At 33.3% G+C, this 16,790-nt stretch carries 15 protein-coding genes; 11 read left to right on the top strand and 4 right to left on the bottom strand.

Annotated elements, in window-relative coordinates; translation table 11 throughout:
* The 4 genes from AA088_RS09980 to AA088_RS09965 all read left to right on the top strand — a co-directional run bounded on the left by AA088_RS09980 (position 1) and on the right by AA088_RS09965 (position 3,282).
* Positions 1-681, top strand: a complete 681-nt coding sequence (locus AA088_RS09980; RefSeq protein ID WP_046744834.1) for a metal-dependent hydrolase — start codon at positions 1-3, stop codon at positions 679-681.
* A 95-nt stretch (positions 682-776) separates the two neighbouring features.
* A complete protein-coding gene (locus AA088_RS09975; RefSeq protein ID WP_046744833.1) occupies positions 777-1,817 on the top strand; it encodes an o-succinylbenzoate synthase in 1,041 nt (346 codons plus the stop codon).
* Positions 1,818-1,827: 10 nt separating this feature from the next.
* Positions 1,828-2,763 (top strand): CPBP family intramembrane glutamic endopeptidase, encoded by a 936-nt coding sequence (locus AA088_RS09970; protein WP_046744832.1) that lies wholly within the window; start codon positions 1,828-1,830, stop codon positions 2,761-2,763.
* 75 nt (positions 2,764-2,838) lie between these two features.
* Positions 2,839-3,282 (top strand): DUF2500 domain-containing protein, encoded by a 444-nt coding sequence (locus AA088_RS09965; RefSeq protein ID WP_046744831.1) that lies wholly within the window; start codon positions 2,839-2,841, stop codon positions 3,280-3,282.
* A gap of 125 nt (positions 3,283-3,407) precedes the next feature.
* Here the strand turns inward: AA088_RS09965 and AA088_RS09960 are convergent, their stop codons facing one another.
* The 3 genes from AA088_RS09960 to AA088_RS09950 form a co-directional block, all read right to left on the bottom strand.
* Positions 3,408-3,641 carry a hypothetical protein gene (locus AA088_RS09960; protein ID WP_046744830.1) on the bottom strand — a complete coding sequence of 78 codons (234 nt, stop codon included), beginning with the start codon at positions 3,639-3,641 and terminating at the stop codon, positions 3,408-3,410.
* Positions 3,642-3,857: 216 nt separating this feature from the next.
* Positions 3,858-5,786: a DUF3857 domain-containing protein gene (locus AA088_RS09955; RefSeq protein WP_046744829.1), complete on the bottom strand. Its 1,929-nt coding sequence runs from the start codon at positions 5,784-5,786 to the stop codon at positions 3,858-3,860.
* Positions 5,787-5,799: 13 nt separating this feature from the next.
* The gene (locus tag AA088_RS09950) at positions 5,800-7,695 is read right to left on the bottom strand and encodes a DUF3857 domain-containing protein (protein WP_046744828.1); all 1,896 of its coding nucleotides are present in this window, start codon (positions 7,693-7,695) and stop codon (positions 5,800-5,802) included.
* Positions 7,696-7,849: 154 nt separating this feature from the next.
* Between AA088_RS09950 and AA088_RS09945 the strand changes: the two genes are divergently transcribed.
* A complete protein-coding gene (locus tag AA088_RS09945; protein ID WP_046744827.1) occupies positions 7,850-8,938 on the top strand; it encodes an AMP-binding protein in 1,089 nt (362 codons plus the stop codon).
* Positions 8,939-9,289: 351 nt separating this feature from the next.
* On the opposite strand, the gene AA088_RS09940 is transcribed toward AA088_RS09945, so the two are convergent.
* Positions 9,290-10,918, bottom strand: a complete 1,629-nt coding sequence (locus AA088_RS09940; protein ID WP_046744826.1) for an acyl-CoA carboxylase subunit beta — start codon at positions 10,916-10,918, stop codon at positions 9,290-9,292.
* A 182-nt stretch (positions 10,919-11,100) separates the two neighbouring features.
* Between AA088_RS09940 and AA088_RS09935 the strand changes: the two genes are divergently transcribed.
* The 6 genes from AA088_RS09935 (at position 11,101) to AA088_RS09910 (ending at position 16,774) form a co-directional block, all read left to right on the top strand.
* Positions 11,101-11,640 (top strand): NADPH-dependent FMN reductase, encoded by a 540-nt coding sequence (locus AA088_RS09935; RefSeq protein ID WP_046744825.1) that lies wholly within the window; start codon positions 11,101-11,103, stop codon positions 11,638-11,640.
* A gap of 54 nt (positions 11,641-11,694) precedes the next feature.
* Positions 11,695-12,156: a (4Fe-4S)-binding protein gene (locus AA088_RS09930; RefSeq protein WP_046744824.1), complete on the top strand. Its 462-nt coding sequence runs from the start codon at positions 11,695-11,697 to the stop codon at positions 12,154-12,156.
* Between the two features lie 14 nt (positions 12,157-12,170).
* Positions 12,171-12,611 (top strand): MarR family winged helix-turn-helix transcriptional regulator, encoded by a 441-nt coding sequence (locus tag AA088_RS09925; RefSeq protein ID WP_046744823.1) that lies wholly within the window; start codon positions 12,171-12,173, stop codon positions 12,609-12,611.
* A gap of 67 nt (positions 12,612-12,678) precedes the next feature.
* Complete coding sequence (locus AA088_RS09920; RefSeq protein ID WP_046744822.1) at positions 12,679-13,536, top strand: pirin family protein; 858 nt, start codon at positions 12,679-12,681, stop codon at positions 13,534-13,536.
* Between the two features lie 275 nt (positions 13,537-13,811).
* Positions 13,812-14,528, top strand: a complete 717-nt coding sequence (locus tag AA088_RS09915; RefSeq protein WP_046744943.1) for a pirin family protein — start codon at positions 13,812-13,814, stop codon at positions 14,526-14,528.
* A gap of 221 nt (positions 14,529-14,749) precedes the next feature.
* A complete protein-coding gene (locus AA088_RS09910) occupies positions 14,750-16,774 on the top strand; it encodes an NADPH-dependent 2,4-dienoyl-CoA reductase (protein WP_046744821.1) in 2,025 nt (674 codons plus the stop codon).
* The last annotated feature ends 16 nt before the right edge of the window (positions 16,775-16,790 follow it).

Genomic DNA, 16,790 nt, shown 5'->3' with positions numbered 1-16,790 from the left:
ATGAAAATTACATATTTAGGACATGCTTCATTACACATTGAATTTGAAGAAACAAATATTATTGTAGATCCTTTTATTTCAGGAAATTCATTAGCATCGGCGATTAACATTAGCGATTTAAAAGCAGATTATATTTTGGTAACACATGCGCATCAAGATCATATTTTGGACGTTGAACAAATTGCAAAAAGTAATAATGCAACAGTAGTTGCCAATTATGAAGTTGCAAATCATTTCGGAGAAAAAGGAATAGATGTATTTGCAATGAATCATGGAGGAACGTATAAAACAGAAACGTTTTCGGCTAAATATGTAAATGCAATACACACCTCGTCATTTCCTGATGGCTCATATGGAGGGCAACCTGGAGGATTTGTGGTTACTAGCAAAAGTGGAAAATCTATTTACATAGCAGGAGATACAGCTTTAACTTTTGATATGAAGTTGATTCCGCTTCAAACTACATTAGATTTGGCTATTTTTCCAATAGGAGATACTTTTACAATGGGTGTAGATGATGCGATTATAGCAAGTGATTTTGTGGAGTGTGATACAATACTAGGATATCATTATGATTCTTTCCCGCCTATACAAATTGACAAAGAAGAGGCTAAACAAAAGTTTGCAAACAGACATAAAGAATTACTTCTTCTAGAAATAGGAAAAAGCATAGAATTATAGGATATCTTAACTTAAGAAACACACTAAAAAAGTATAAATAGGAGTTAAATTCTAACAAAACTTACAAAGTCAGCATGTACGTTTAGCAATTATACATGAAAGCAACCTATTACAAACATATCTTAGATTTTAAAAGGCCTAGTGGAACATCTCGGGGAATTTTAATGCAAAAAGAAACATGGTTTATTCATATTGTCTCTGGCGAAAAGCAAGGAATAGGAGAGTGTGGAATTTTACGAGGATTGAGCATTGATGATGTGCCAGAATATGAAGAACAATTGCGTTGGACTTGTGAAAATATTGAACTTGGAAAAGACCAATTATTAGAAAAATTGATGGAGTTTCCATCAATTCAATTTGGTGTAGAACAAGCATTTCTTTCTCTCAATTCAGAATTTCCGTATGAATTGTTTCCTTCTGCCTTTACAAAAGGAACAGCAGCTATAAGTATTAATGGCTTGATATGGATGGGTGATGAACAATTCATGAAACATCAAATAAAGGAAAAATTAACCGCAGGTTTTTCGTGTATAAAAATGAAAATTGGAGCGATTGATTTTGATACTGAAATCCGTTTATTAAAAAGTATTCGAAAAGAATATTCAGTGAATGATATAGAACTTCGTGTAGATGCTAATGGCGCATTTACTCCTGAAAATGCATTGGAAAAACTGAAACGTTTAGCGGAGTTAGAACTTCATTCTATTGAGCAACCAATCAAACAAGGACAGTTTGCGGAAATGGCACAACTTTGTGAAAGGACACCATTACCCATTGCATTTGATGAAGAATTAATAGGAGTTTTTCATTTAGAAGAAAAGAAAAAAATTATAGAAACGATACAACCACAGTATATTATTCTAAAACCAAGTTTAGTTGGTGGTTATAAGGGAAGCAATGAATGGATTTCAATTGCAGAAAATAATCAAGTTGGATGGTGGATTACCAGTGCTCTTGAAAGCAATATTGGTCTCAATGCTATAGCGCAATGGGCATACACGCTAAACAATCATTTGCCGCAAGGGCTAGGAACTGGAAGTTTGTATACGAACAATTTTAATTCACCATTACGCATAGAAAAAGGCGCTTTACAATACGACAACAATAAATTGTGGGAAGTTCCATATATTCAATAAAACTATAATTATGTACATACAGCAAGCATACAAAGGCGATAATGCCACATGGAAAGTACTACTTACTTCATTTTTAGTTCTTTTTATATTCATTGCAAATATCATTATGTTTTTTACAAGTGATATTGATACATTAGAAGAAATGGACAAGATGTACGAAATGTTGCCAAGTAACAATTTTTGGCTATTAGTCAATTTGTCAATTTTCGTATTTCTACTTTTAATGTTATTTGGCTTAGTAGTCTATTTACATCAACGGAGTTTGGTTTCGTTGACAACTTCACGAAAAAAGATAGATTATAAGCGAATTGCATTTTCTTTTGGATTGGTGTTTTCGTTGCAAATAATCAGTTTTGCAATTGAGTATTACATGAATCCAGAAAGTATTGTGTTTGATTTTAAGCCAGTTAGTTTTATAATTTTGGTTGTATTAAGTTTGATTCTTTTTCCATTTCAAATTGGCTTGGAAGAATATATTTTTCGTGGTTTTTTAATGCAGCAAATAGGAATTGTGGTAAAAAACAGATGGTTTCCTTTAATTGTGACTTCGGTAGCATTTGGATTATTACACTCTGCAAACCCTGAAGTTGCGACTATGGGAGGGATTACTATGATTTTTTATATCGGAACAGGGCTGTTATTGGGTATCATGACTTTAATGGATGAAGGTTTGGAATTGGCACTAGGGTTTCACTTTGCAAATAATTTTTTGGCAGCAACTTTAGTTACTGCAGAATATTCTGCTTTACGAACAGATTCATTATTTAAGTATGTTTCAGAAGGAAATGAGGTTACAACCTTTTGGGATATCTTACTACCAATCTTGATTTCGTATCCAATCATTCTCTTCATTTTGGCTAAAAAATATAAATGGCACAATTGGAAAGATAGGTTATTTGGTCGTGTACCTGCTAAGGAAGACGCCGTCGTAATAGATGAAAAATAATATATATAGGTTATTTTTGTAACGCTTTGTAAGAATTAATGTCTTATTTGCGTGTTCTAAACTAAAATGTATTATATGTCACACGAATCGATGTTTTCAGTCTTTTACTTTATTTTTGGACTTGCTCTAGTATATATCATTGGAAGTCTACTGCTAAAAGCGTTTAAGAGTATCAATGAAAAAACGCTTAATGACCAATCACCTGTTTTGAAAATTCCCGCGATTGTTGTTGAAAAAAGAGTGCAAACTCAAAATCAAACGCATTACGGAGATGATGACAATTATGTTTTTTTCAAAAATGAATTCATCATTATTTTTGAAAATATTCAAAATGGTAATCGACTCGCTTTTGAAGTTCATGAAGATGTATATAATACCATCGTAAAAGATGATGTTGGTTATTTAACGTACCAACGCAAACGTTTTTTAGATTTTGAAATTGATTTTACAGCGCAACATGTAGATTTTGGTGTTCAAAATGAATCTGATACGATTACAGAACTTCGTATTGATCAATAGTGTTTAGGATATATTGTGCCAATACATAATTGCTAGCTTCAATATTTATACATAATTTATAGTAGAATATAAAACAAAAAAAGTCCAGCTTTACGCCGGACTTTTCCAAATCTAAAATTTTCAGTCTACCTTCCGTTACACCAATCTGCATTTTGACTTAAACAAATAGAGCCATCATCGTGTCCAATTGTTGGCAAATCACATCCATCCCAACGTGTACATTGGTTGATTGTAACTTGGATTGTGATTGTACAAATGACACCAAGAGTAGGAACTGTTCCTCCTTTTACAGCATTTGTTGTCACGTTTGAAATTGATTGCTTGTTCAACTTTAAGTGTTTGATTTGTTTTTTCTTCATGTCGTGAGATTTTTGATTAATAATGATTGAAAATTAGCATAACAAAACAACAAATGAAAGAAAAGTACTAGCTGCTTTATCAAATAAAACTGTTTGTTTTATAAATTATGAAGTGAATTTTTAAACTTACGATGAGTCTTTTTTGAAAGAAATTTCATAAAAAAAGCGCTATATTTTCAATAGCGCGCTGGGTAAATTATAATTATTATTTACTTTTTACTCTTTTGGGTTCATCAGGATGGCAGCTTTATTGAAATCTGAAGCGGCATTGATAACTTCTCTAAATCCTTCATATTCAGAAATATCGTATTCAAATTCTTTATAGAACTCTTCAATAGTAATAATCAATTTGTTGCCTTCAAGTCGATAATTAGACTCAAATTTACATTTTTGAACTCCTTCTTCATTGAGCAATTCTTTTTTGATTACTAATGATTCTAAACCTTCTACTTCATATGCTGCTGGAACGTCAACAATAATCTCATAATTGTAACGATTTGGATATTGCATGTGTATCGGATTGATACGCTCGGTTTCTTGATATAATTCACTCTGTGTTCCAATCACTTTTCCTACTTGAAAAATATAACTGTCACCAGCTTCTTCCAATAAAGATTCAGAGGTAATTGAAGTACTTACCAAAAAAGGAATATTGTATTCCAATTGTTTCATTTCTTGGTTTTTTGTTTCATATTTTTTTACCACTTTGTCTTCAATTCCAGAACTTGTTAAATAATCTTCAAACTCTTTAATAGATTGTTCGGGAGCTAAGTTTAAAAACGCACGATTGCTCATTGCCCAATGCCCATAATATTCTTGCTCTTGATTAATTTGTACATATTCCATGTCTTCTTTAAAAGAAATATTCATATTGCGAACTATGCGACTATAATCAGGATCTTTTTGGGTAATTTTATAAAAGTTATATTGCTTCTTATTGTTTACAAAAATTCCTGTATTTCCTAAGATACTAGGAGGAATTTCACTCAAACGATAATCAATTCTATTGGGAGCGATATAGTTATATGCTTTAGGAATGTAAATCAAAAATTCGCGTAAAGCTCCAGGATTAAAAAATGCTGAATCAAATTTATGTTCGTAAACATTAGACGTGATAACAGGCATATATTCAACATTGGCAGCTTTTAAAAAATGAGCATATACTTGAATAATTCCAAGCTCACTTGCTGATTTATTTTTTAAAATATAATCAATATCAGAGAGTTGCGCATTGTTATTTTTAACAATGGTGTAGTTTTTCTTTATATAATCATCGACTAAATATGCTTTGGTATAATCGTCTGTTTTTTGTTCTTTTAAGATTGTTTCTACAATGCTAGCAACATCAGTATTGGCTGTTTCTGGAAATAGACCTTGCGTAATATTAGTAACCACATTGTTCCAAAGCATACTATCAGTTACATTAGTTCCAGGGCCAAAGCATTGAAAAGCGACATAGGTTTTATTAGCGTCTGGAGTAGCGTATTCTTCTTCAATCATAGGAACTATATTTTCAAGAACGAGTTGTTTTCCTGTTTTTTTGTTGTATGACTTCTCGACAAACTCACCTTTTGCATTGTAGGCTTTGATACGACCTGGCATTTCGCCGTATATAAAATTATATTCTACTTTACGTATAGGATAACTTTTTTGCAAAACATCGCGACCAAAAGCAGAATACTCTTTTTCGAGCGTATATAAAACTTCAATTTCAGCTCCTTTTTCTGCACCTTCAATCGCAAATATTTTAAAATCGCCATATTCTTCCACATTCTTTACTTCTTTGATGTTATCTTTATTTAATAAAGTAATTTTTCCATCAGGAGTAATGGTTCGTGCTTTTATATCAATAATGTCAATTACATCATACATAGAAATGTACACTGTATTATGAGTTTTAATTCCTTTTTCATCCAATACACGAGCAATGGTGTGTGTGGTTTCAAATTTCTGAACCTGATTGCCAAATGTAGGAACTTTGTATTCTACGATGTATTTCTCTAAAATTCCTACAGAAGACTCTTTAGCTTCTTTTTCAGAGAGTTTATGAAGTGTTGGTTTTTTTGCCCAATTATATTCTTTATAATATTGCGAAAATGCTTGTGAAGTACACAAACACAACATAAAAACGATAATTTTTTTCATATAGATATTGCGTTTACTTTTCAATGATAATGCTTTTTTTATAGGCTTTAATTAATTTTTTGATGAACGTGTTCCAATCTTCAAAATCTTCTTTTTCGATGCGTAAAGTTTTAATATAAAGCGTTTTGTGTTGAATAATTTTTCCTTCTTTTTGTTCATATGAAATATCAAAACCATACGCTTTTCCATCATATGTAATTCGTTTAGGTATCGAAGTCACTGTGTATCCGTCAGGAATAACAAAAGTGGTTGTATATTCTTTTAAGAATTGATGATCAATTTTTTTAGCATATTTTCGGTTTTCAATATCAATTTTTTGCTTTGATAGAGCACGATCTATGTTAAGGTTAAGAATTGTTTTTGAACCAATGGTTTTTGCATAATTCTCTATTAATAAATCAAAAGATAGTGTCAGTGTTTTGTGTTTTGACTCTACGGGAGATACTTGAATATTTTGATATTTTGTTTTATTATTACCTAGCGCTAAGGTTGTATTAAGAAATTCTTCTTCAGTATTATTCTTTTTCTTGTATAGATACTCTGTGATAAAGTCAACACGTTCATATCCTGTCATAATACGTTTTTCGCCTGCTTTTATCGTGCCGTTTTCAAAATTAATTTCGGTTTCAATAACTGTTTTACTTTTCTCGGCTGCTTGCGCTGGTACTTTTTTCAATACAAATCGTTCTGGCGAAATTCCAATTAAAGCTTCTTTTGTTTGCGTGAATGAACTTGGCATACCAAAATTTACATAGCTATCTGTTCCATCAATAAAAATAGTATCATTATCAATCACAGTTGCTGTAATCATATGATTGTCAACAATAGGCGTAGGAACTTCGGCATATAAATATGGCCGATCCCGTGTTCCAATCCACGTTCTATATGAAGGAATCCCTACGTGATTTAGCATTACATATAGTACATTTGCCATGTCTTTACAATCTCCATATCGATTGTTGCAAACACTTGCAGCTCCTCTAGGAATAAACCCGCCTAAACCATCTTCAAAAGCTACATAGGTAATATTTTCTTGTACCCAATTATAGATAGCTTCTGCTTTTTCTCGTTTGCTAGTCAACTTTTTTGTAATGTCTTCTGCAATCTTATACACTTTATCTAGCTCATTATCATCTACTTGTTTTGCTAGAGAAGCATACCAACTATACAAATCGTTTACATTGTTGAGAATTGGAAATGTTTTTCCGTTTTCGGTATAATTTTTAATATGAAGAATGATGTGAGGTAAATGATACAACGCAGCTTCTGCATCGTCTTCACCACTATATTTTTCAACATTTTCCGTTGTCCATGTATAAATATGACCGTTTTTAGTTTCTTGTTTGGTAAAATTGACACTAATATTTTCTGTATGAAATTCTTTATATCCAATTTCTACATTTTTAGGAAATTCAATTCGAAGAACCGCTTTTTTTGTAGGCGCATAAGTTCCAAAACGAAACATGCCCAAAAAGTGAGGTTCAGTGATAACTTCTTTATATTTTAAATTTGTAATTGCTCCTTTTGTAACAGCAGGAAAAGTAAAGTTTTTTGTTTGTTGATCGCTATAAAAAATTCCATCATCAAACTCGTGCTTAGTTTCAAAATAATCTACTTTTAGTGTTTTGTCGGAAGCAGGTAAATAAGTAGTTGCTTCAATATCTTCTAGTTTGGTAAAACTATCAAAACGAAGCGTTTCGTTTGCAAAATACAATTTGTTTGCAGTCAAGTATTCAGCTTTTTCGTGAATACTCTTTACGATTTTAAAATCACCTTTATTAAAATTGATTTTAATGTTTTCGGTACGTTCTAAAAACTGAAAATCTTCGGAAGAGTCATTCTGCCCAAAGGCAAAAGAAATGAATATTAGAAAAAATGCGAAAGGGAATTTTGAATGTATTATAGTCATAAAAAATAAATTGCTGTAAGGTACAATAGTATCATAAACTCATTTCAAAATGTGCCACACTATAAAAAGAGTACGCACTAAATTACTAAAAAGGAGTTAAGAAATTATTGATTTTTTCACGTGAATCTTTAATTTTATAGAACAATTAACAAAAATGATTCCAAGTTTTAAAGACATCCATCAAAAGTTTCAATTAGAAGGTACCTATTTTAACCGAGAAGCATTGAAAGAAGTGGCATATAGTTTTGTAAAAGAAGGAAAACCGTATGAGCAAACCTTAGGAAATTTTTTAATGGATTGGTTGGATGATAAAACTCATGTAGATGTATATACTTCAGGTTCTACGGGAGTTCCAAAATTGATTCGTTTGCAAAAACAGGCAATGGTCAATTCTGCTATAGCTACCGGAGATATTTTTGGACTAGAGCCAGGAAATACAGCATTACAGTGTTTGCCTTCAAACTTTATTGCAGGAAAAATGATGTTGGTGCGTGCTGTGGTGTTGGGACTTTCACTTGATATTGCAGAACCTATAGCCAATCCGTTAGCAACTAATCAAAAGCACTACGATTTTTGTGCAATGGTTCCGTTACAAGTTGAAGCATCAATAGAATATTTATCAAAAATACATACATTAATTGTTGGAGGAGCGCCAAGTTCTGCTGCGTTGATACAAAAAATACAATCAGTTTCAACAAAAGTTTTTGCAACTTACGGAATGACAGAGACAATTACTCATATTGCTGTAAAACCATTAAACCATCTTCCAAAAGGAAAAAGAGCAGTATACACTGTTTTGCCAGATGTATATATTACAAAAGATGACAGAAACTGTTTGGTAGTTAATGCTCCACGAATTTCTGAGGAACAAATTATAACCAATGATGTGGTTGAAATTCTTTCTGAAAAAGAGTTTGAATGGCTGGGAAGAATTGATAATGTAATCAATAGTGGTGGTATAAAATTGCATCCAGAACAAATAGAGGAGAAGCTAAGTTCGTTAATTACGAATCGTTATTTTGTTTCATCTGTAAGTGATAAAAAACTAGGAGAGAAATTAATTTTAGTTGTCGAAGATACAGAAGCAAGTATTGATATCGCTCAGTTACAAGAAAATATAGAAGCGTCAAAAAAGTTTTCTAAATATGAGATTCCTAAACAAATCTATACACTTCCAAAATTCAAAGAAACCAATACAGGTAAAGTCCAAAGATTTCAAACACTAGCGTCTTTAAAACTATAATGTAACGCAAAAACAGGGATTTTACTCAGTTTACTCATTGAAATTGCTAGTTGACTCACTTTCCATTTTACAATCAATATAACTACTGTACTTTTAAGATAGAATTAACGAAAGGTTGGTTGTTTAGTTGTTTCATGAAAAACCTAGTAGAATTCACATTTATTAGGTTTTTCTTTTTGTTAAAAAAATCATAAAAAATGCAAAGATTGGCACAAAGTTTGTGACTTATTTAAAATATATCTTTGCTTTTTCAGAAAGAATAAAGATTAGGTTATTTTAGGTTTTTTAGGGAGAAAAGGTCTAGCGTTTAGTTGCTAGGCCTTTTCTTATTCTGTAAATAAAGAAGTATGTTTACACTTGAATGACTCCTAAGTTGAATGGTTTTTCAATTGGAGCTTGATTGGCAGCTTCAATTCCCATAGAAATCCATGTGCGAGTATCTAATGGATTGATAATGGCATCTGTCCATAAGCGAGCAGCTGCGTAATAAGGAGAAATCTGTTTGTCATAACGAGATTTAATTTCATCATACAGTTTTTCTTCTTTTTCTTTAGTAATCTCTTCTCCTTGTTTTTTCAAAGAAGCTGTCTCAATCTGCAATAATACTTTTGCCGCCGAATTTCCACTCATTACCGCCAATTCAGCACTTGGCCAAGCAAAAATTAATCGAGGATCATATGCTTTTCCACACATAGCATAGTTTCCTGCACCATAGGAATTTCCAATTACTACAGTAAATTTAGGAACAACACTATTGCTTACAGCGTTTACCATTTTTGCTCCATCTTTAATAATTCCTCCATGTTCAGATTTGCTCCCTACCATAAAACCTGTAACATCTTGCAAGAAAACCAACGGAATCTTTTTTTGGTTACAATTGGCAATGAAACGTGTAGCTTTATCAGCAGAGTCAGAATAAATGACACCGCCAAATTGCATCTCTCCTTTTTTGTTTTTTACTAGTTTTCGTTGATTAGCAACAATACCAACAGCCCAACCATCAATTCTAGCATAAGCTGTAATAATGCTTTGTCCATACCCTTCTTTATATTCATCAAATTCAGAATTATCAACCAAGCGTTTGATGATTTCTTTCATATCATATTGTTCATGACGTGCTTTAGGAAGGATACCAAAAATTTCGTCAGGGTTTTCTTTTGGTTTAAGAGCTTTTACACGATTAAAACCAGTTGGTGTATAATCGCCAATTTTACTAACAATACTTTTGATTGTTGTCAACGCATCTTTGTCATCTTTTGATTTATAATCGGTAACACCTGAAATTTCACAGTGAGTTGTAGCTCCGCCTAGAGTTTCATTATCAATACTTTCACCAATAGCAGCTTTTACCAAGTAACTTCCGGCTAAAAAGATACTCCCTGTTTTATCTACAATCAACGCTTCATCACTCATAATAGGTAAGTAAGCACCGCCTGCTACGCAGCTTCCCATTACGGCAGCAATTTGGGTAATTCCCATGCTACTCATAACAGCATTATTTCTAAAAATACGCCCGAAATGTTCCTTATCTGGAAAAATTTCATCTTGCATTGGTAAATATACACCTGCGCTATCAACTAAATAAATAATAGGCAGTCTGTTTTCAATGGATATTTCTTGAGCTCTAAGATTCTTTTTAGCAGTCATAGGAAACCATGCACCAGCTTTTACAGTGGCATCGTTGGCAACTACGATACATTGTTTTCCTTCAACATAGCCAATTTTTACAACTACTCCAGCAGAAGGACAACCGCCATGTTCTTCATACATCTCATCAGCAGCAAAAGCACCAATTTCAATAGAAGGTTTTTTGTCATCTAAGAGAAAATCAATGCGTTCGCGTGCTGTCATTTTTCCCTTACTATGTAATTTTTCTATTCGTTTTTGTCCACCGCCAACATGTACTTTGGCTAAGCGTTGGCGTAATTCTGATACTAAAAGTTTGTTGTGATCTTCGTTTTTGTTGAAGTTAATGTCCATGGTTGTTATTTTTTCCTGTGCTAAAATACGAAACTAATGCGGCTCATAAAAACAACGAAGTTTGAAAATTTTCTTAAAATGTAGAGCTTATATATTTCATGGAATTATATTCCTTGGAAAATAAAATTATTCTTTGTACATTTGTACCATTAATGTAAAACAATCAACAAAAAATAATAAAGATGAAAAAAATTGTAGCCTTTGCCGGAAGTGATAGTAAAACATCTATTAACAAGCAATTAGCCACTTATGCCGCAAGTTTGGTAAAAAATGCAGATATCACAATTTTAGATTTGAACGATTATGAATTGCCTTTATATAGTGTAAATAAAGAAGCTGAAATTGGAATTCCTGAAAACGCACATGCATTTTTAAAAGAAGTTCAATCAGCAGATGGAATCATATTGTCATTAGCAGAACACAATGGAGTGTATTCAACCGCATTTAAAAACGTATTTGATTGGATGTCACGTATTGATGGCAAACTCTGGGCAGATATTCCGATGTTATTAATGGCAACCTCACCAGGAGTTCGTGGTGGAGGAACAGTTTTGGAGATTGCTAAAGGAAGATTTCCTTTTATGGGAGGAAACATTGTGGCCGCTTATTCTTTACCTAGCTTTAATGATAATTTTCAATCAGGAAAAATTACAAATGAAACTTTTAGAGAAAAGTTGGAGGAAGAAGTTAAAAAACTAAACAAAGCCATTGACCAGGCATAAATTCGTTTTTTGTATCTTTAAGAGGAAATCCAATCACTGTAAAATCAAAATCTTATGGAGCGAAAACAAATTGTAAAAGAATATAGTAATGAAGATATTACAGTCATTTGGAAACCTAAAACATGCATTCATTCCAAAAAGTGTTGGAAAGGTTTATTACAAGTCTTTAATCCTCAAAATAGACCTTGGGTTAATATGGATGGAGCTAGTACTGCCCGTATCAAAAAACAAGTAGACGCTTGCCCTTCAGGAGCATTGATCTATGTAAACAAACATGAAGATAAAGAGAAAAACTCAACTACAACAAATGGTAAGCTAGCAGAAGGAAATCATGTAACTTTGATTGATATGAAAGAAAATGGACCACTGATTGTTCATGGAAATCTAGAAATTAAGGATACTAAAGGAAATACAGTAACACACTCTAATAAAACGGCTTTATGTAGATGTGGAGCTTCGAGTAACAAACCACTTTGTGATGGTTCACATGCAAAAGTAGATTTTAAAGCAAATTAACAGCATTCAAATTTATGGGAGATATTTCGAAAGACATACAATCTAAATTTCCATCAGAAAAAGTAAAAGCTTTTATCAATATTAAGTATACCGCAAATTGGCTTAATAGTAAAGAAAATGAATTTTTTAAACCTTTTGGGATCTCTCCACAGCAATTTAATATACTGAGGATATTAAAAGGAGCTGGTAAAGCCATCAAAGTACAAGACATAAAAAATCGCATGATTGAAAGAGCTCCAAATGCAACACGCTTAATGGACAAACTGTGCGGAAAAGAACTTATTGAACGGATTCCATGTCCTGAGGATAGAAGAGTTGTTCACATTGCGATAACTAACGAAGGATTACAACTATTAGCAGAAATTGCCAAAAATATGCCCAAGAACGATTGGTTGGGAAACCTAACAGAGGAAGAAGCGGCACAACTCAGCTATTTATTAGATAAGGTAAGATAAAAATTTGACAAAATATTTTCCATGGAAAATATTACAATGCAATAACAATTAAGAAAGGAGAAAACAAATGAAAACATTACGAAGTATTGCATACAAAGGAACAAGTGACTTTGTAAATATGGGAGGAAACTTAATTCGTCAACCATTGCCAACACAACAATTAGAGCAAGTAGATCCGTTTTTATTATTACACCATTACAAATATGACGTAGGTCCATACAGCCCAGGATTATCTCTATCTCCGCATCCACATCGCGGTTTTGAACCTGTAACATTTCTCTTAAAAGGAGAACAATTACACAGAGATTCACTAGGAAACGAAGGTGTATTAAATGCTGGTGATGTACAATGGATGACAGCTGGTAGTGGAGTAATTCATGACGAAGGACCAAGCAAAAATTTTGTGGGAACGATGGAAGGAATTCAGCTTTGGATAAATCTTCCAAAAAAATACAAAATGACAACTCCTAAATATCAAGATGTCAAAGCTAATCAAATGCCAATAGTGGCCATAAATGATGATAAAGGAACAGTAAAAATTGTGGCAGGAGAACTTAATGGACAAAAAGGAGTCGCCAGTACCTTTACACAGATTAACGCATTTATAGTAAATATAAAAACTTCAGGCGAAATAGTAATCCCTATTCCAAATCACCATGAAGCTTTAGTATACTTGTTAGAAGGAGAGGTTTATGTCAATGATTCCCAAAATTTAAAACTAGGTAAAATACAATTGCTTAATTTTCAAAAAGATGGGGAAGCAATTAAGCTTGAAGGACTTCAAGACAGTATCTTACTCGTTCTTTCAGGCGAACCTATCAATGAAAAAGTCACTTCTTGGGGACCGTACGTAATGAATACGCAAACGGAAATCATGGAAGCGATGCGTGACTATCAGCAAGGAAAAATGGGACATTTATACTAAATTTTGCCATTCCTCCGAAACTAAAATCTCAATGAAATTCTGAATAAAATGAATCTCTTTTAAAGGGACAATTTGTAGGGCGTCGCTCCCAAAAATGGGAGTCGCGCTTTCAAGAGTCGCTCTCTACGAGGAGCTTCAACACATCTTTCAATCGCTGACGCTGTTGGGTGTTAGGTATTGATTTTTTAGTATTAGACAGAAACAAAAAGACGAATCGGCAAAAAACCAAGAGGCAAGACAAAACACAAATAGTGCATAAAAAACAACACAAAAAAATGAAAACAATATATCATAAAGCAAACTCAAGAGGAAAAGCAGATCATGGCTGGCTCAAAAGTTACCATAGTTTTAGTTTTGCAAACTATTATGAGCCTTCTCGTATGGGGTTTGGGCAATTACGTGTTCTTAATGATGATATCGTACAGCCAAAAATGGGCTTTGGAACACATCCGCATCAAAACATGGAAATCATTTCGATTCCTTTAAGTGGTGCATTGTCTCACAAAGATAGTATGGACAATAAACGAGCAATAACTGTTGGAGAAGTACAAGTAATGTCTGCAGGAACAGGTTTGCAACATTCTGAGTTTAACGATAGCAAAACGGATGAGGTAAATTTTTTACAATTATGGATTCTGCCTCAAGAGATGGGAGTAACACCACGTTATGAACAAAAACAATTTGATCAAAGCAAGCGTGAAAATCAATTTCAAACGTTGGTAGCGCCCAAAAATAATAAAATTGATGAAGCATTATGGATTCATCAAGATGCATACATTTCCATAGGAAATTTTGAAGCTGCGCAAACTGTTGATTTTTCACTAAACAGTACGCAGCACGGTGTATACATATTTCTTTTAGAAGGAGAAATCGTGATTGATAATCATACGCTCTCTACTAGAGATGCTATAGGTATTTGGGAAACACAACAGGTAGAAATCAGCATTAAAGAAAATTCTAAAATACTAACAATTGAAGTTCCTATGAACTAAATGACTTCTAATATAGTTTAAAAAGACTGTTTGATAGATTTATAAATTTCAAACAGTCTTTTTTTTACAACTCAGATTGCAAGACAATGAACGAATAATATTCTTTTCTTTTTAAAAAATAAGTATATTGCATACTATTATGCGTGCATAATAAATAGTTGATTCTTTTTTAAAAGAATAATAGTATCTTTAAATACAATCAGAAAAATCGTTCATACGAAATGAAATATCCACATATATTTGAACCTTTAGACTTAGGGTTTACACAATTGAAAAATAGAGTATTAATGGGGTCTATGCATACTGGGCTAGAAGAAGAGAAGCATGGTTTTGAACGACTAGCAGCTTTTTATGCCGAACGTGCCAAAGGAGGAGTTGGTCTAATCGTTACTGGCGGAATGGCTCCAAGTGTTCGTGGTTGGTTAACTCCATTTTCTTCACGAATGAGTACTAAAAGGCATGCCAAAAAACACAGAGTAATAACCGAAGCTGTTCATAAAAATGGTGGTAAAATATGCATGCAAATTCTTCATGCAGGTCGTTATGGACACCATCCGTTGAATGTAGCTCCATCTGCAATAAAATCTCCAATAACACCATTTAAACCTTCCAAACTAAGCGATGGCGGCATTCGAAGAACAATCAAAAGTTTTGCAAACTCAGCTTCTTTAGCAAAATTGGCAGGCTATGATGGCGTAGAAATCATGGGCTCGGAAGGGTATTTAATAAATCAATTTGTTGTAGAACATACCAATAAACGAGCAGATGAATGGGGCGGAAATTATGCAAATCGAATGAAATTTGCAGTACAAACTGTAAAAGCAGTTAGAGAGGCCGTTGGTACTAAATTCATCATTATTTACCGTTTGTCCATGCTCGATCTTATAGAAAAAGGCAGTACATGGGAAGAAGTCGTTTTATTGGCAAAAGCAATTGAAAAAGCTGGCGCAACCATTATCAATACTGGTATAGGTTGGCATGAAGCACGTATTCCAACTATTGCAACTTCTGTTCCAAGAGCAGCTTTTACATGGATTACCGAACGAATGAAGAAAGAAGTGAACATTCCTTTGGTAACTTCTAACAGAATTAACATGCCTAGTGTGGCTGAAAAAATATTAGCAGAAGGTCATGCAGATATGATTTCTATGGCACGACCATTTTTGGCAGATGCCGATTGGGTTAATAAAGCTGCTGCTGCAAAAGAAGACGAAATCAATACCTGTATAGCATGTAACCAAGCGTGTTTAGATCATATTTTTAAACAAAAAGTGGCGAGTTGTTTAGTCAATCCACGTGCTTGTCATGAAACAGAATTTGATTACAGCCCTGCAAAAATAAAAAAGAAAATTGCAGTAATAGGAGCTGGACCAGCAGGTTTGGCTGCAGCTACAATTTCAGCGCAACGCGGGCATGATGTAACTTTGTTTGATGATCATCAAGAAATTGGAGGACAATTTAATATCGCTAAGCAAATACCAGGTAAAGAAGAGTTTTACGAAACTATTCGCTACTTTAATAAACAAATAGAATTACACAATGTTACCTTAAAACTAGGGAAACGTGTTAATGCAGATGAACTCTTAAGAGACGATTTTGCAGAAGTAATTTTGGCAACAGGAATTAAACCTAGAACTCCAAAAATAGAAGGTATTGAACACAAAAAAGTATTAAGTTATATAGATGTACTAAAACACAAAAAGCCTGTTGGAAATCGCGTAGCTGTCATTGGAGCTGGAGGCATAGGATTTGATGTGTCAGAATACCTATCGCATGAAGGAGAGTCTACATCACAAAATATAGATGCTTGGTTGGAAGAATGGGGAATTGACAAATCTCTCAAAGCACGCGGAGGTATTGAAAATATGAAACCTAACTTTCATGAATCATCTAGAGAAATTTTTATGTTTAAGCGTAGTAAAGGAAAATTTGGAGGAAATTTAGGGAAAACGACAGGTTGGATTCATCGAGCTAACCTGAAAAAGAAAAAAGTAAATTTTATTGGAGAAGTTCAATACACAAAAATAGATGATGAAGGTTTACACTATACGCAAAATGAAGAAACTCACGTGTTGCATGTAGATAACATAGTTATTTGTGCAGGACAAACACCTTTAAAAGAGTTACTAGCACCGTTACAAGCTAAAGGAATGACAGTGCATGTGATTGGAGGAGCTGATGTTGCAGCCGAATTGGATGCGAAGCGTGCAATAGATCAAGGGAGTCGTCTAGCAGCAAAATTGTAAACTATACATAGAACTC

It is taken from the genome of Kordia zhangzhouensis (genome assembly GCF_001005305.1).
Taxonomy (GTDB): domain Bacteria; phylum Bacteroidota; class Bacteroidia; order Flavobacteriales; family Flavobacteriaceae; genus Kordia; species Kordia zhangzhouensis.
Note: the sequence above shows the minus strand (reverse complement) of the source record. Positions and strands in the feature narration are given on the sequence as shown.

What these genes read in the sequence shown, in the direction of transcription:
- AA088_RS09935 (WP_046744825.1), top strand. Translation starts at nt 11,101, where the DNA reads ATGAAAAAAATTGTAGCCTTTGCCGGAAGTGATAGTAAAACATCTATT.
- AA088_RS09980 (WP_046744834.1), top strand. Translation starts at nt 1, where the DNA reads ATGAAAATTACATATTTAGGACATGCTTCATTACACATTGAATTTGAA.
- AA088_RS09950 (WP_046744828.1), bottom strand. Translation starts at nt 7,695, where the DNA reads ATGACTATAATACATTCAAAATTCCCTTTCGCATTTTTTCTAATATTC.
- AA088_RS09955 (WP_046744829.1), bottom strand. Translation starts at nt 5,786, where the DNA reads ATGAAAAAAATTATCGTTTTTATGTTGTGTTTGTGTACTTCACAAGCA.
- AA088_RS09920 (WP_046744822.1), top strand. Translation starts at nt 12,679, where the DNA reads ATGAAAACATTACGAAGTATTGCATACAAAGGAACAAGTGACTTTGTA.
- AA088_RS09975 (WP_046744833.1), top strand. Translation starts at nt 777, where the DNA reads ATGAAAGCAACCTATTACAAACATATCTTAGATTTTAAAAGGCCTAGT.
- AA088_RS09965 (WP_046744831.1), top strand. Translation starts at nt 2,839, where the DNA reads ATGTCACACGAATCGATGTTTTCAGTCTTTTACTTTATTTTTGGACTT.
- AA088_RS09910 (WP_046744821.1), top strand. Translation starts at nt 14,750, where the DNA reads ATGAAATATCCACATATATTTGAACCTTTAGACTTAGGGTTTACACAA.
- AA088_RS09960 (WP_046744830.1), bottom strand. Translation starts at nt 3,641, where the DNA reads ATGAAGAAAAAACAAATCAAACACTTAAAGTTGAACAAGCAATCAATT.
- AA088_RS09945 (WP_046744827.1), top strand. Translation starts at nt 7,850, where the DNA reads ATGATTCCAAGTTTTAAAGACATCCATCAAAAGTTTCAATTAGAAGGT.
- AA088_RS09930 (WP_046744824.1), top strand. Translation starts at nt 11,695, where the DNA reads ATGGAGCGAAAACAAATTGTAAAAGAATATAGTAATGAAGATATTACA.
- AA088_RS09915 (WP_046744943.1), top strand. Translation starts at nt 13,812, where the DNA reads ATGAAAACAATATATCATAAAGCAAACTCAAGAGGAAAAGCAGATCAT.
- AA088_RS09970 (WP_046744832.1), top strand. Translation starts at nt 1,828, where the DNA reads ATGTACATACAGCAAGCATACAAAGGCGATAATGCCACATGGAAAGTA.
- AA088_RS09925 (WP_046744823.1), top strand. Translation starts at nt 12,171, where the DNA reads ATGGGAGATATTTCGAAAGACATACAATCTAAATTTCCATCAGAAAAA.
- AA088_RS09940 (WP_046744826.1), bottom strand. Translation starts at nt 10,918, where the DNA reads ATGGACATTAACTTCAACAAAAACGAAGATCACAACAAACTTTTAGTA.